This is a genomic window from Sphingobium cyanobacteriorum (assembly GCF_030580935.1).
In the GTDB taxonomy this organism is placed as follows: domain Bacteria; phylum Pseudomonadota; class Alphaproteobacteria; order Sphingomonadales; family Sphingomonadaceae; genus Sphingobium; species Sphingobium cyanobacteriorum.
Map to the genome: position 1 here is coordinate 357,649 of NZ_JAUQOM010000003.1, position 13,983 is coordinate 371,631.

General features: G+C 65.9%; 12 protein-coding genes and 1 tRNA gene. 3 read left to right on the top strand and 10 right to left on the bottom strand.

The window, feature by feature from the left end:
- Positions 1–2 precede the first annotated feature (2 nt).
- The 9 genes from Q4610_RS10105 to Q4610_RS10145 all read right to left on the bottom strand — a co-directional run bounded on the left by Q4610_RS10105 (position 3) and on the right by Q4610_RS10145 (position 10,501).
- A complete protein-coding gene (locus Q4610_RS10105) occupies positions 3–4,202 on the bottom strand; it encodes a translocation/assembly module TamB domain-containing protein (protein ID WP_304535811.1) in 4,200 nt (1,399 codons plus the stop codon).
- On the bottom strand, positions 4,202–6,253 hold the full coding sequence (locus Q4610_RS10110) for an autotransporter assembly complex protein TamA (RefSeq protein WP_304535812.1): 2,052 nt from the start codon (positions 6,251–6,253) through the stop codon (positions 4,202–4,204). Before Q4610_RS10110 ends, Q4610_RS10105 begins: the two co-directional genes overlap by 1 nt.
- Before the next feature lie 67 nt (positions 6,254–6,320).
- Positions 6,321–6,800 (bottom strand): DUF1465 family protein, encoded by a 480-nt coding sequence (locus tag Q4610_RS10115; RefSeq protein ID WP_304535813.1) that lies wholly within the window; start codon positions 6,798–6,800, stop codon positions 6,321–6,323.
- A gap of 433 nt (positions 6,801–7,233) precedes the next feature.
- Positions 7,234–7,782, bottom strand: a complete 549-nt coding sequence (locus Q4610_RS10120) for a hypothetical protein (RefSeq protein ID WP_304535814.1) — start codon at positions 7,780–7,782, stop codon at positions 7,234–7,236.
- Positions 7,783–8,019: 237 nt separating this feature from the next.
- Positions 8,020–8,096: transfer RNA gene (locus Q4610_RS10125), tRNA-Arg, on the bottom strand.
- A 34-nt stretch (positions 8,097–8,130) separates the two neighbouring features.
- A complete protein-coding gene (locus Q4610_RS10130) occupies positions 8,131–8,631 on the bottom strand; it encodes a DUF1178 family protein (protein WP_304535815.1) in 501 nt (166 codons plus the stop codon).
- A complete protein-coding gene (locus tag Q4610_RS10135; protein WP_304535876.1) occupies positions 8,628–9,458 on the bottom strand; it encodes a carbon-nitrogen hydrolase family protein in 831 nt (276 codons plus the stop codon). The genes Q4610_RS10130 and Q4610_RS10135 overlap by 4 nt, the downstream gene beginning before the upstream one ends.
- A gap of 5 nt (positions 9,459–9,463) precedes the next feature.
- Positions 9,464–9,721 carry a glutaredoxin 3 gene (gene grxC, locus Q4610_RS10140; protein ID WP_304535816.1) on the bottom strand — a complete coding sequence of 86 codons (258 nt, stop codon included), beginning with the start codon at positions 9,719–9,721 and terminating at the stop codon, positions 9,464–9,466.
- Between the two features lie 42 nt (positions 9,722–9,763).
- Positions 9,764–10,501: a ComF family protein gene (locus tag Q4610_RS10145; protein ID WP_304535817.1), complete on the bottom strand. Its 738-nt coding sequence runs from the start codon at positions 10,499–10,501 to the stop codon at positions 9,764–9,766.
- Between the two features lie 41 nt (positions 10,502–10,542).
- Between Q4610_RS10145 and Q4610_RS10150 the strand changes: the two genes are divergently transcribed.
- The gene (locus tag Q4610_RS10150) at positions 10,543–11,406 is read left to right on the top strand and encodes a methyltransferase domain-containing protein (protein WP_304535818.1); all 864 of its coding nucleotides are present in this window, start codon (positions 10,543–10,545) and stop codon (positions 11,404–11,406) included.
- A gap of 174 nt (positions 11,407–11,580) precedes the next feature.
- Positions 11,581–12,048 carry a cache domain-containing protein gene (locus Q4610_RS10155; RefSeq protein ID WP_304535819.1) on the top strand — a complete coding sequence of 156 codons (468 nt, stop codon included), beginning with the start codon at positions 11,581–11,583 and terminating at the stop codon, positions 12,046–12,048.
- Positions 12,049–12,117: 69 nt separating this feature from the next.
- Here the strand turns inward: Q4610_RS10155 and Q4610_RS10160 are convergent, their stop codons facing one another.
- Positions 12,118–12,978, bottom strand: a complete 861-nt coding sequence (locus Q4610_RS10160; RefSeq protein WP_304535820.1) for a metallophosphoesterase family protein — start codon at positions 12,976–12,978, stop codon at positions 12,118–12,120.
- A gap of 79 nt (positions 12,979–13,057) precedes the next feature.
- On the opposite strand from Q4610_RS10160, the gene Q4610_RS10165 reads away from it, so the two are divergent.
- On the top strand, positions 13,058–13,969 hold the full coding sequence (locus Q4610_RS10165; RefSeq protein WP_304535821.1) for a diacylglycerol/lipid kinase family protein: 912 nt from the start codon (positions 13,058–13,060) through the stop codon (positions 13,967–13,969).
- Positions 13,970–13,983 lie beyond the last annotated feature (14 nt).

Here is a 13,983-nt window from a genome sequence, read left to right on the forward strand (position 1 = left end):
GCTCAATAATCCCTGGAAATGCGAACATTGGCGCTTTCGCGGCCAAGCGTGGAAATGGCGGCGAGCAGCGAGAGCCAGCGCGTGACCTGATATTCGATCCGGGTCGCGCTATAACCCTGCCCGTCGGTGATGAGTTCGACATAGGTTTTGCGGGTAAGATATTTGCCCGCCGCGATCGCCGTGCCCTGTCCCTGCGTCGGGTCGGCCGCGATGATGCGCAGCCGGTCCAGCCCCGCCGCCTTGCGCACCGCATTGATCGGGTCCAGTCCGCCCTTGCCCTGGAGCGATCCGATCGCCGAGGCGAGCTGGAGCGCTTCGGGCGCGGACAGGTTGGTGATCGACGTGCCGAACAGGATGCGGGACAGCAGTTCGTCCTGCGGCAAGGCAGGCGTGCTGTTGAAGCTGATGTCGGGCTTCAGGCCAGTGCCGCCGACATGGATGGTGGCGGTCAGGTCGCTGACATTCGCCTCCGCATCGATGTCGAGCGTCGGGTTGACCGGGGTACGGCCGTCGAACTGGATCTTGCCTTCGCGCAGGTCGAACCGGCGACCGGCGAAGTCATAGCTGCCCTTGACCAGTTCCGCCGTGCCCGCCAGCGCCGGGCTGGACACGGTGCCGCCAATGTCGAGATCGGCACGCCATTCGCTGTCGATGCCAAGGCCGGTGACGGTCAGCCGGTTGCGCGCCCGCGCCCTGATCGCCAGCGCCCAGGGGACGGTCGCGCGCGGCCGTTCGACCTCTTCCCCGGCGCGGTTGACCTCGATCACGCGCAGTTCGGGGATTTCGGCGACGGCGGCGGCGCGGCCCATGGTGAAGCGGCTCTTGTTGAGGACAAGGTCGCCACCGATCGTGCCCCCCGACCCGTCGGAGCGGATCGTGATCGGCCCGGTCACGGCGGCAGCTATATCGTCGCGCTCCAGCAGGGCGGCATTGTCCGCCTGGAGCGCCAAGTCCATGCCGACGCCGGCGATGCCGTTGAAGGTGAAGCGGCCCGTGCCGGTGACGGTCCCGCCATTCTGCGCGGTCGCGGCGAAGCTGGAAATGACCAGTTGCGCGCCGGAAAAACGCCCCCGCGCCTTGGCCCCGCGCAGCCGCATTCCCGTCACCGGGCTGTTGATGCCAGCACTGTCGGTGGCGAAGGTGCCGGTAATGACCGGCTCCTCCACTGTGCCGCGCATGTCGGCCGACACGCTGACCGGCCCGCTGATGTCGACAATCTCCACACCCGTCAGTCGCCACAGCGTATCAGCGGTGCCATTGTAGCGCAGTTGCGCGAAGAAAGGCGCGCGGTTGAGCCGTTGCACCAATCCGCCTTCCCGACCCAGCGGATTGAGCAGCGCCTGCGCCTGGCCGATCGTCCGGCCGTCGGCGACGAACACCATGCGCGTTGCCAGCCTATCCTGCGTCAGCACGGCATTGACCCCAACATCGACCGGCCGCGAACTCAGGGACAGGCCGGAGCGGGACAGGCCACGAATGCGCAATTCCGCCTTGCCGGTGGGCAGGCCGCCGCCACGCGGCTGGGCATAGCTGAGCGATCCGGTGGCAAGGCCGCCCAGCCCCAGATTGTCATAGCCGATGTCGAGCAGCGAGAGCGGCAGCTTCTGCATCCGCGCCTCGATATGGGTGACGGCCGCGCCCAGTTCGCCCGCCAGTTGCAACGATCCGCCGGCATAGCTGATGGTTGCGGGCGACAGGCGCCAGCCATCCTGCGTCCGGGTCAGCAGCGCGGCGCGGTCCAGCCGGATGGCACGTTTGTCGATCGTCCCGCCGGCGGTCAGGCGGATGCGATCCGGCTCCACCTGCGCCTCCCCCTGAATATTGAAGATACGGCCGCGCTGCCCCGACAGGCTGGCCCGGACCTTGCCTGCCCCGTCGACCAGTTCCGCATTGGCCGCCATCCGGCCCAGCAGCACGCCACCCACCCGCAACCCGCGCGCCTGCACCGTGGCGTTGAGCGTCGTGGCGGACGGCTTGAGCAGGATCATCCCCTCCAGCGTGCCGCGCCGCACCGTGATGACGGTCGGCCCGTCGAAACTGGCGTCGCTGGCGGTCAGCTTGAGTTGCACCTGCTGCACGTCGGCGACCGGCCTGAACGCGATATAGCCGCTCACCGGACCACTGACGGCCAGTTGCCCGTCCAGCCCGCCATCGATAGGGCGGATGTCGCCGCTGGCGGTGACGCCCGACACGACGAGGCTGGCGACCCTTACCACCGCCTGCCCGCGCGGTGGCAACAGGATGACGCCCCGGCCAGTGAAGGGGCCAAGCGTCGATCCGCCGTTCGCGACATAGGTGTAACCATTGCTGTCCGGGATCAGATGCGCCTTCACGTCGCGCAGGCCCAGCGCGTCCATTGGCCGTTGCAGGGTCAGATCGATGGTCGGCTTTTCGATCCGGCCGTCCAGCGTCAATTGCAACGGGCCATAGCGTTGATGCTGCCCCGTTCCTTCCAGATGGAGCGTCTGGTCGGGGTGGCGCAGGCCGCTGCCGCTCAGCGTCAACAATGGCGAATCGAGCCTGAGATTGGTCAGCGCCAGTTCGCCGCCGCGCAGCAGGTCCAGCCCGCTGCGCACCGTCGGCAGGCCGCCGCCCAGCGAACGCAGGAAATCATTGTCCAGCCGCCGCACCCGCGCCAGCGCATGACCGCTGAGGCCAAAGCCGCCATCGGCGCGCGGCGCGGCGCGCAGCTTGGAAGTAAGATCGACAATGCCCAGCCCCTGGATGAACAGCCCGTTGAGCTGCCCGTCCAGCCCGAAATCATAGCGGCCAGTCTTTACATCCGCGATCATCACGAGTTTGCCGCGCAGCTTGTCGGAACGGAAGGGCATGGGGTTGCTGATGATCTGCTGCCCGTCGAGTTGCAGCACGCCGTTGATCTGGAAATTACGGACGATACCCTCGATCAGGTCGCCCTGCCCGTCGAGCCGGCGGGCGCGCAGCGTCAGCGGGATCAGCGCCAGGCCGGCCTGGGCCCGCCGCCCCTTCCCGTTCGCGCGCACATCATGGATGACCGTCTTGTCGAAGGCGATCTGCCTGGCGGTCAGAAGATATTCGTAGCCAAGCGATGCGAAGGCGCCATCGATCCGCACCTTGGCGGCAACATCGCTGCCGCGCATATTTTTAAGCAGGGCCTGCGGCCGCGCCAGCTTCACCGCGATCAGCATATTGTCGACCGCATTGTTGCGCAGGTCGATGCCGCCATCAGCGTCAAGATCAAAGGCCGCTGATTGCAGGGTCAAGTGGCCGTCGATCACCCGGTCGACCATGGTGCCGCTGGCCCGGACCATCAGGCGCGGGTCGGCCATGCGGCGCAACAGGCCATTGCCCGCGATCGCCCGTCCAGCGATCGTACCACGTGCGGCATAGGCGCCGCTGCGCGCCGACAGGACGAAATCGCCGACCGGCCTGGCGTCCAGCGTGGCGGCCAGCTTGCCGTCCCAGCGGCTCCAGCTTCCCTTGCCACCGATACGCAGATTGGCGGCCTGTTTCAGCCCCGCCATCGCGGCCAGCACGCCTCCTTTGGGCGCATTGACCGTCACGTCGAGGGCGAAACGATCCTTGTCCGGTCGGCTGTCGAGCGCGACCGTCAGCGCGTCGCCGCCATCCAGCGTACGCGCCGACAGGTCGATGATCGCGCGGCCGCCGCGAATGTCCGCATCGCCCGCCATCGTCGCCAGCCGGGTGCGCCCGGTGACGGCCGGAGCGATGGTCAGGCGACCGACCGAAAATTGCATCAGGCGAATGTCGAATCCGGGCAGGATCGGCCCTTCCCGTCGTGTCGGGTTGAGTTTGGGCAGCTTGCGCAATGTCGCCTGCGGGATCATCAGCCGGTCGATGTCCAGCCGGTTGGACAGCCAGGCGAAGGGCCACCAGTCCAGTTCGACCCGCGGCGCATCCAGAAATACGCCCTTGGGATCGGCCAGGGTCAGATTGTGGAGAACCGCCTTGCGATAGATGCTGCCATCGATCCGGTCGACATGGATGCGCAGGCCCGACCGCGACTGGATGGTCGTGATGCGCGCGGCAAGAAAGCGATGGCCCGGCGCGCTGTCGAGCCAGACCAGGGCGCCGACCACGACCAGCAACACCGCCGCGAGCAGCCCGGCGAGCCAGCGCTGCCAGCGCCCGTCCCAGGCGCGCCGGGCTTTGGGCGCGGGCGGCGGCGGCACGACGATGGGGTCCAGCGTTTCGTCCGTCATCAGAATGCCTGGCCCAGCGAGACATAGACCGCGACCTTGGGATCGCCCGACTGCGGATTGAGCGGCGTTCCCACATCGATGCGGATCGGGCCGAAGCTGCTATAATAACGCAGCCCCATGCCCGCGCCCAGGCGCAGGTCGCGGAAGCGGGGCAGGAAGCTGGCGGAGATATTGCCCGCATCGATAAAGGGCACGACCCCGAAATTGCCGAAGCGCACCCGCGTTTCCAGCGAAAATTCAGCGAGACTCTTGCCACCCACAGGATCATTGTCGTCGCCAAAGCGCGGCCCGATCGCCTGATAGCCATAGCCACGCACCGACGCGCCACCGCCGGCATAGAAGCGGCGCGACGGCGCGATCTGGTCCACCGTCGACCCCAGGATTGTGCCGAACCGGGCGCGCGCGGCGACCACCAGCTTCTCCCCCGCCGGCTGATAGATGCTGCCGTCGAGTTGCACGCGGGTATAGCCGAAGGTCTTGTCCTGGAAGGACAGTTCGGGACTGACCCGCGCACCCAGGCGAAAGCCCTTGCTGGGGTTGAGCAGGTCGTCGCTGCCGTCATAGGTCAGGCTGACCGGCACCGCGCCGATCAGGAAGGTGCGGCGCGCGCCGCCACTGAAGGCATCAGCCTCGTCCGACGCGATCAGTTCCCCGCCGAACCGCCAGACCCATTTCTTCTGGAACAGGATGTTGGTCTGCCGTTCCAGATAGCCTGACAAGGTGATGGTGCGCGCGTCATAGGCGTCCCGCCGGATATTGCTGATCGACACCAAGCCGGTCAGCACATTGTCGCGCCGTTTGAAATTGTTGCGACGATAGGTGAAGGACGCCGTCTGCTCCTGCGTACCGAGCACCCCGCGCACCGTCACCGCGCCTTCCGGTGGGAACAGGTTGCGATGCTGCCAGCTCACTTCCGCGCGATAGCCCTCCCCCGTGCCATAGCCCAGTTCGCCCGCAATGGTGCGCAACTTGGCCGCGCGAGCGTCGACAGCGATATCGACATGCTCGCCATCGCCGGCGTCCCTTGGCGTCAGCGTCACCGAGGATACAAGGCCCGTGGCGACAATGGCGCGGCGCAAATCCTCCACATCGGACGCCATATAGGGATCGCCGGAATCGAAGCGGGCGATTTCCTGGACATGATGGGCGCTGAACAGAGCCTCGTCATCCATACGAATCGCGCCGAAGCGACGGAAGCCGCCGGGCGTGACGATGATGTCCAGGTCGCCCTTGCGCTCCTCATGGTCGATCCGCACTTCCGGTTCATCGACCCTGGCGAAGGGGAAGCCGCTTTCGGCGAGCTTGACGCTCAGCGCATCGCGCCCGGCCAGGATCGCGTCGGCATCGACCGGGTCGCCGGGCTTGGGCGGGAAGGCGGCGCGCAGATCGGCTTCGCGATCCCCGGTTTCGGCAAGGCCGGTGACATCGACCGAATCGAGCAGATATTGCGTGCCGGGCGCAATGTCGAAGGTGACGGACAGCCGCTCGCTGCCCGGCGGCGGCGCGGCGACGGCGCTGCGGACACGTGCGGCATAATAGCCCTTGGCGCGCAGCAACCGTTGCAACAGTTCGCCATCCTCCTTCGCCCGCCGGTTGATCTGGGCGAGATTGGCGGGCTTGCCCTGTCCCTGACGCAGAACGGACAATTGATCGAACCGCAGCGTGAAGGGCGCATCGGCGATGGCCTCTATGCCGGTGAGTTGCACCGTATAGCGCCGTTCCTCGCCCGCATCCGTGAAAATGACGGCCTCCTCGGCCGGCGTGACGACAGGCTGCGCTTCTGCACTGACGCCGTCCGATGACGGGGGCTGGACATCGGCCGAATCACCGGGCAGCGGCGCGATCATGTCAGGCTGGGCCATGTCGGGCCAGTCGACACCGATATCAGGCATGGCGTCAAGCGGCTGGTCGGGCTGCGGCACGGCGGCCGGCGGCGGCATATCCTGCGCCCACGCGGCGCATGGCGCAGCGATCAGCATCGGCGCGAGCAGGAGCCGGGCGGCATAGGGTCGGCCTGAGACGCGGCGTCCTGTCCGCAAACCATCGGTCATGCGGCCGGTCTAGCCCAGATGCAGGCGCGAACGCCAGCCCCAGAACAGGGCAATCGCCCGGCCTGGATCAGAAAGCGCGATTCAGCCGGTCGAGCAGGGCGCGCGCGGGGCCAGCCTCGCCCTCCCCGCCCTGCCCCATCATCAGGTCCATCCGTTCCTGCAACCGGACAACCCGCGCATAAAGTTCCTGGCTCGCGTCGATCAGCGCCCTGGCGGCAAAGGGGAAGGACGCCGTCAGCGCCGGGTCGCTATGAGTCGCGCGACCCAGCCGATATTTTTCGTCCGCCAGATCCCCGTCACCAATCTCGCCACGCTGCCAGGCGCGCTGACTGAGCAGCCAGGCGATGATGTGCATCAGCCGCGTCGTGACCTTCAACGCTTCGCAGGCGAAGGCGACCCGGCGCAGCGGATCGGCCACGCCATCGTCCAGCGACGCGCCGGCATCGAAATAGGTGCGCGCTTCGTCGGCCATGACCATCGCCTCCAGATAGAGGCCGTCAACCAGGCGGCGGTGAAGGCCGCGATCCAGAAGGACTGCGCTTTGCATCGCATCTTGCTGCCATAATTTCGCAATCATGTCAGGCCCGTTCATGGGCCTATTACGGCCTCGGCTCGCCCGTTTGTCCCATTTGGGATCGGTTAACGGCGCCTTAAGCGCGCCTTGCCTTGATCGACGCCTCGAAGCCCGCCATTCATGTCCCCTCGTTCGGGACCAAAGCGTGCCACCATGTCATAGGCCCCGGCCGGGAACAGCCCGTCGCCCAGATTGGCCTCAGTAATCGGATACAGGCCGGCCGTCGCCCGGCTGGCCCGCGTGCGACGTCCCCGCCACCGGGGTCATGCGTCACGCCGACGCAGGCTATGGGATCGCGCGGGATTGCGCCCGCGACAAGGGGCTGTATCCGCCGAGTCCGGCTGACACAAAAAGGCCGCGCGCAAGCCCCCTTCCGCGCGGCCTTCCTGGGCGAATGAGCAGGAGGTCAGTTCGCCTTGGAGAGGTCCACTTTCTCGACCCATTCGGGGTAGAAGGTCGGCTCCCGGTTGGACCAGCCAACCGCCGTGGCCGCCGCTTCGCTGATCGACTGGAGCAGCGCGCGCCGTTTTTCGGGGTGGAGATGGGGCAGGCTGGCCGCCGCACAGAAAGCGCCGGGCAACCAGGGCCGCGCACCCGCGCCCAGCAAGCGCTCATAAAGGAAGCGGTAGGCGGAAAAGCTGCCGAGCCGATCCTGGCCCAGGTCAAAGGCGGACATGGTGACAAGCGGCGCCATGAAGGGTTCGACCTGGTCCAGGCCGCTATCGTCGGGCACACGAGTCTTGATCTCGTCCAGCCGGCCATAGATGCGCGCCTGCGCGCGGATCGAGGCTTCCTCCACCATGTCGCGGGACCAAAGCTTCATCGCGTCGCGGCGATGCAGCCCGATGTCGAGCGACCTGCGGATATATCGCTGTGTGGCAGACGGGAAGCTGGCGAATTCACGCAGTTCCGAAAGGGTGACAGCCCCATCCGCCGGTCTTGCACTCGTACCCATGTTCATGCCCTCCGACTTGAAGTCGATGGATGAAACATGCGCCCTCCATGGTTACTGAAGGCTTAAGCGCCTGTTCCACCGCTATTCACATCGGATCAGATTTCGTTGTGCGGTGCAACATGTAAATTGCGTGACTGCGGCGAATCGAGAACGGCAAAGTTCAAAGGAAGGCCAGCGGCCCGACTTAACCATCTCACCTTTCAGGATTTTATCGACCTGAAAGGGGCATGGAAGCTGTGGTGCACCCAACTGGATTCGAACCAGTGGCCCCCAGATTAGGAATCTGGTGCTCTATCCTGCTGAGCTATGGGTGCCCGGCGACGGCTCTATTGCGCGGCGCGGCTCTGGTCAATTCTTGGCGTGCGGGGGGATGACAGGAAAAAGCAGCGGTGCGACCTCGACACCTTCCTCGATCAGTGCCCTGGCCTCGGCCGGGGCGACTTCGCCATGGATGCTGGCGCGGTCCTGTTCGCCATAATGCATCGCGCGCGCCTGTTCGGCAAAGCCGCGGCCAACCCAGGTCGAATCCTTGAGCGCCTGCTGCTGCGCCTGGCCCAATGCCTCGACCAGTGCCTGCATCTTCGCCTGGTCGGCAACGGTCATGACCGGCGCGGTCGGCTCTTCGCGCGGTGAAGCGGCAGGCGCGACATTCCCTTGTTCAGGCGCCGGGCGACGATTGCCCTTGGCCGCCACCGCCGGCGCCATGACCGCCTTGGTCACGTCAGCATCGCCGCACAGCGGGCAGGCGAGCAGGCCGCGCGCCTTCTGATCCTCATAATCAGCGCTGGAGCCGAACCATGCTTCGAACACATGGCCCTGGCCTTCGCATTTGAGGTCGAACACGATCACGAAATCGTCACATCCTTCGCTATCATACGGCGGTTGGCGAGCGCCGGCACCCGTCCACGCACGTCTCCTATGCGCGTCAGGTCGATTTCCGCAAGCCCCAGCCCGGCCTGATCCCCCATGTCGAGCAGCACATCACCCCAGGGATCGATCACGAGGCTGTGACCATAGGTGGTGCGGCCATCCTCATGCTGCCCCACCTGCGCGGTCGCGATGACATAGCAGCCCGCCTCAATCGCGCGGGCACGCAGCAGCACATGCCAGTGCGCCTGCCCCGTCGGCACGGTGAAGGCAGCCGGCGCAAGCAGGATGGTGGCCCCGGCATTGGTCAGCGCGCGGTAAAGATCGGGGAAGCGCATGTCATAGCAGATCGAAAAGCCCATCCGGCCCCAGGGCGTGTCGGCCGCAACCACCTGTTCACCCGGCCCATAGACGGACGATTCGCGCCAGCTTTCCCCGGTGGCAAGGTCCACATCGAACAGGTGGATCTTGTCATAGCGTGCGCGAATCGCGCCTGTATCATCGATCAGGAAGCTGCGATTGGCCCAGCGCCCGTCAGCCCGCTCGCCCTTAAGCGGCAATGACCCGACATGTACCCACAGCCCTTCCCGCGCGGCTGCTTCACGCACGGCGGCCAGCACCCCATCCTCCGCCTCGTTGCGCAAGGTGGCCGACGCCCGTGTCCGGTCACGATCCAGATATCCCGCCATTTCAGGCGTGAACAGCATATCCGCGCCTTCTCCCTTCGCCCGCGTCACCATCTCCACAATGGCGGCAGCGTTGGCGGCGGGATCGATCCCGCTGGTCATCTGGAACAGGGCGGCGCGCATTCTGCTCACAAGCCCAGCAATGCGTCCAGCTTGCCCGCGCGGTTCAGCGCGGACAGGTCATCGCTGCCGCCGACATGCCGGTCATCGATGAAGATTTGCGGCACAGTGGTCCGGCCGGGCGCACGCACCAGCATCTCTTCGCGCTTCGGCCCGCCCAGGCTGATGTCATATTCCTCGAACGCGACGCCCTTGTCGGTCAACAGCGCCTTGGCGCGCGCGCAATAACCGCACCAGCCCTTGGTATAGATTTCGACTTTGGCCATAAACGCTCCTTTCCTCCGAAATTGGGGGAAAGGCCAGCTTTGTCAATCCGCAGCGTCAGGCAACACCCGCGCCCAGCAGAGCAGCCGCACCGGCCCCGCACCGCCGCGCTTGAGCACGCGCACGCAGGCCGCCGCCGTCGCCCCGCTGGTATGCACATCATCGATCAGCAGCACAGGCCGCCCGTTCAACCCGTGCCCGTCCGCCAGCACGAAGGCGCCCCGCACGGTCTTTGCCCGTTGCCGGGGGGTCATGCCACGCAGGGGCGATGTTCTCTTCACCCGCCGCAAGGCCCGCTTTTCCAGCGGCCATCCGGTCAGCCGGGCGAGGTGATCGGCGATCAGCGCCGACTGGTTGAAACCCCGATGCCACAAACGCCAGCGATGCAGCGGCACCGGCATGATCACCGCCTCCCCATCCCCCACATGGCGCAGCATCTGTCGCGCGATCAGCCGGGCAAGGCCGATACGCCGGCCATATTTGAGCCGCAGGGCGACGGTGCGCGCGACATCGCCATAGGCCAGTACCGCGCGCGCACTGTCCCAGGGCGGCGGATCGGCGAGGCAGGCGCCACATTCCGCCCCGTCCCCCAGATCATGCGGGAAAGGCACGCCGCAGCGCGCGCAACAGGGTTCGCCCAGAAATTCCATGCCGCCCCAGCAGGACAGGCAGAAGGCGAAATCCGCCCCCACGATCGCCCCGCAACCGGGGCAGCGCGGCGGCAGCGCATAATCGACCGCAGGCTGCAAAACGCCCTTGAGAAGCGGGAGGAGCGACATCATCTGCCTTGTCCGCGCTTCGCACCCGATGCACAAGGCCCGCCATGGATTCCCGCCCCGACATTTTCGACCGCGCGCGCCGCGCCCGCCAGCGCGACCGGATGCTACCCGCCTTTGTCGATCATGACTTCCTCTATCGCGCGATGCTCGACGAACTGCTCGATCGCCTGATGGATGTGCAGCGCGACCTGCCCGAAGCCCTGGTGATCGGCTGCCCGGACGGCCGTGCGAAGGCGGCGCTGGAGGCGATGGGCAAGCGGGTCGCCTGCGCCGATCCGGGGTTTCTGGCGGCAAAGGCGCGCGGCGGTATTCAGGCGGATGAGGATGCCCTGCCCTTCGCTGACGACAGTTTCGACCTGGTCGTCGCCTGCGGCACGCTCGACAGCGTGAACGACCTGCCCGGCGCGCTGATCCTGATGCGGCGGGCGCTGCGCCCGGACGGGCTGATGCTGGCGGCGTTCACCGGCGCGGGCAGCCTGCCGCGCCTCAAATCCGCGCTGCTGGCGGCCGAAGGCGACCGGCCCGGCCAGCATGTTCACCCGCAGGTCGATGTGCGATCGGCAGGCGATCTGTTGAGCCGCGCGGGCTTTGCCATGCCGGTGGCGGACGGGGACACACGCACCATCCGCTATGGCGATATCCTGCGCCTGATGCACGACCTGCGCGGGATGGGCGCGGGCAATGCGCTGGAAACGCGCGCGCCCCCTTTGACCCGCGCCGTGCTGATGCGGGCGGCGCGCCATTTCGCCGACGCCGCCGACCCGGACGGCCGCGTGGGCGAACAGATGGGCATCATCTACCTGTCGGGCTGGAAACCCGACCCCAGCCAGGCCGGACCGGCAAGGCGCGGCAGCGCGACGGTTTCTCTGGCGGCGGCGTTGAAGGGCAAAGCCGGGGCAACGGAATGACGATCCAGGCGCGTCTCATACCAAAGGTCGATTTGATCTGCGTCTAAGACAGGCGTGCCCGATCGACGCATCGCCCTGATGATCGTCGGCATGACGCAAGCTGGTGGCTGGGTTCGTAGATCCAGCACAAGGGGTGCGCCATCTTGTGACCGACGCAATCAGGAGGTAGATTTCATGCTGTCCCATATTCGCCCGCTGCTGATTGCCGCCAGCCTGTTCGCACTCCCCGTCGGCGGCGCTTTTGCCGAGACGCGCGCAACTGCCGCCGATGCCCGCGCCCTTCTGGAAAAAGCCGTCAGGCAAATCGGCAAGGTCGGCGCGGAACAAGCCTTCGCCGATTTCAACAAGCCCAAGGGCAGCACATTCAACAGCGGCGAACTTTATGTTTTCGCCTTTGATCTCAACGGCATTTATGAAGCCTATGGCGCGCAACCGGCGCTGGTGGGCAAGGATGTGCGCGACCTGACCGATGCCGAGGGCAAGCCGATCGTGCGCGACATGATCGACATCGCCAGAACGTCCGGGCGCGGCCAGATCAATTATGTCTGGCTCAACCGGGCGGACAATCATGTCGAACATAAGCTGTCGTTGATCGAGCGCGTGGGCAATCATGTGATCGGCGTGGGCTATTATGCCGACTGAGGCCGGGATGGCGTGACCGTGCAGACGTGACCGTGCAGACGTGACCGTGCAGGCGGCGGTAGCTCACCGCTATCCCGCCTTCCCCACCATCATTTCATCCGTCACCGTTCGCGATGCCCAGCCTTCGCCATCATAGCGATATTCGACATGGCTGGCCCGCCTGAATGCCGCGCCGTCCCAGACGATCACCTGCAACTCCATCTCGTTGTTGCGGCGGACGTGCAGCCAGTTGAAACTTTGCGGTTCGGCATTGCGCAGGCGGGTGGAGGTGGCCGTGCCCGCCTGTATCACCAGCGCGCCACCGCTATGTTCCACCATCTTGCGCGCCGCCTGCGCGTAGGTGCGATGGAAATGACCGGCCAGCGCCAGATGTACGCCCGCCTCGCACGCGGCCTTGATCGCGTCGTCATGCTGCCCGACCGCCTCGCTCAACTCGCCGCCCCGGCCGATGGGCATGGCAAAGAGGGGATGGTGGGTGACGAGGATGCGGGTCTTGTCCGGCGGAACGTGCGCGAACCGATCACGCAGCATGGCCATCTGGTCATGGTTGATCCGGCCGTCCTTGATCGTCAGCGACCGGGCGGTGTTGATGCCCAGGATCGCAACTTCGCGATCCTCGTAAAAGGGACAGAGATCGTTGCTGATATAGCGTTTGTACCGCTCCAGCGGCCGGGCGAAGCGGCGCACCACGTCATAGAGAGGGATGTCGTGATTGCCCGGAATCACCAGAATTTTCAACCCCGCCGCCCGCAACCGCCCCAGCCAGGCCGCTGCCTGCTTGAATTGCGTCACTCGCGCCCGCTGGGTGAAGTCGCCGCTGATGACGATAAGGTCGGGACGCTGCGCCTCCAGCCAGGCGGTGGCAGCGTCGACGATCTTCGAATCGTTCGCGCCAAAATGAATGTCGGACAGATGCGCGATACGGGCCATGTCAGGGTAACGAATCCGTCGCAGATGGTTTCCATGCTTTCCCATGCACCCGAAATCGATCGAACGGTGTTATTGCGGCATGGAAACGAAACCCCTCCCCAAGGATGCCGTCCTCGTCATCAACACGCATAGCCGCCGCGGGCAGGATAATTTCGCGCAGGCAAGGGAAAAGCTGGAGGCGGCCGGCGTCCGCCTGATCGCCGCCCATGCGGTGGATGATCCCGAACAGATGGCCGCGACCGTGCGCGACGCGGTGGCCAGTGGTGCCCCGCTGGTGATCGTGGGCGGCGGCGATGGCTCCATGTCCGGCACCGTGGACGAACTGGTCGGCAAGGATTGCGTGTTCGGGGTGCTGCCATTGGGCACCGCCAACAGTTTCGCCCGAACATTGGGCCTGCCGCTCGACCTGGATGGCGCGGTGCGGGCGATCGCCACCGGCAAGCGCCGCCGCGTCGACCTGGGCATGATCGACCGCGACTATTTCGTGAACGCCGCCGCGCTCGGCCTGTCCCCCCAGATCGGGCAGACGGTGCCGCACAAGCTGAAACGCTATCTGGGGCGGATCGGCTATCTGATGTGGGCGGTCAAATGCTCGGTCGGCTTCCGCGCCTTTCGCCTGACCATTAACGATGGACAGGTTGAACGCCGGATGTGGTCGACCGAAGTGCGGATCCTCAACGGTCCCTATCATGGCGGTGTCGAATTGTCCGATCATGCCGCCGTCGACACCGGCGAGATCGTGATCCAGGCGGTGGTCGGGCGCAGCAAGCCCCGCCTTGCCTGGGACTGGTACGCAAAATTCTTCAAATTGCGCCACCGCGACGCCCATACCCAGGAATGGCACGGGACATCGTTCAGGATCGATACGGTGCCGCGCCAGCGCATCTCCATCGATGGCGAGGTACTGGCTAGGACGCCGGTGATGGTGAAGGTCGCGGCAGGCGCGATCGAGGTGGCAGTGCCTGATGAACCCCGATCCGAAACCTGTTGAGCAGGCACAGCCCG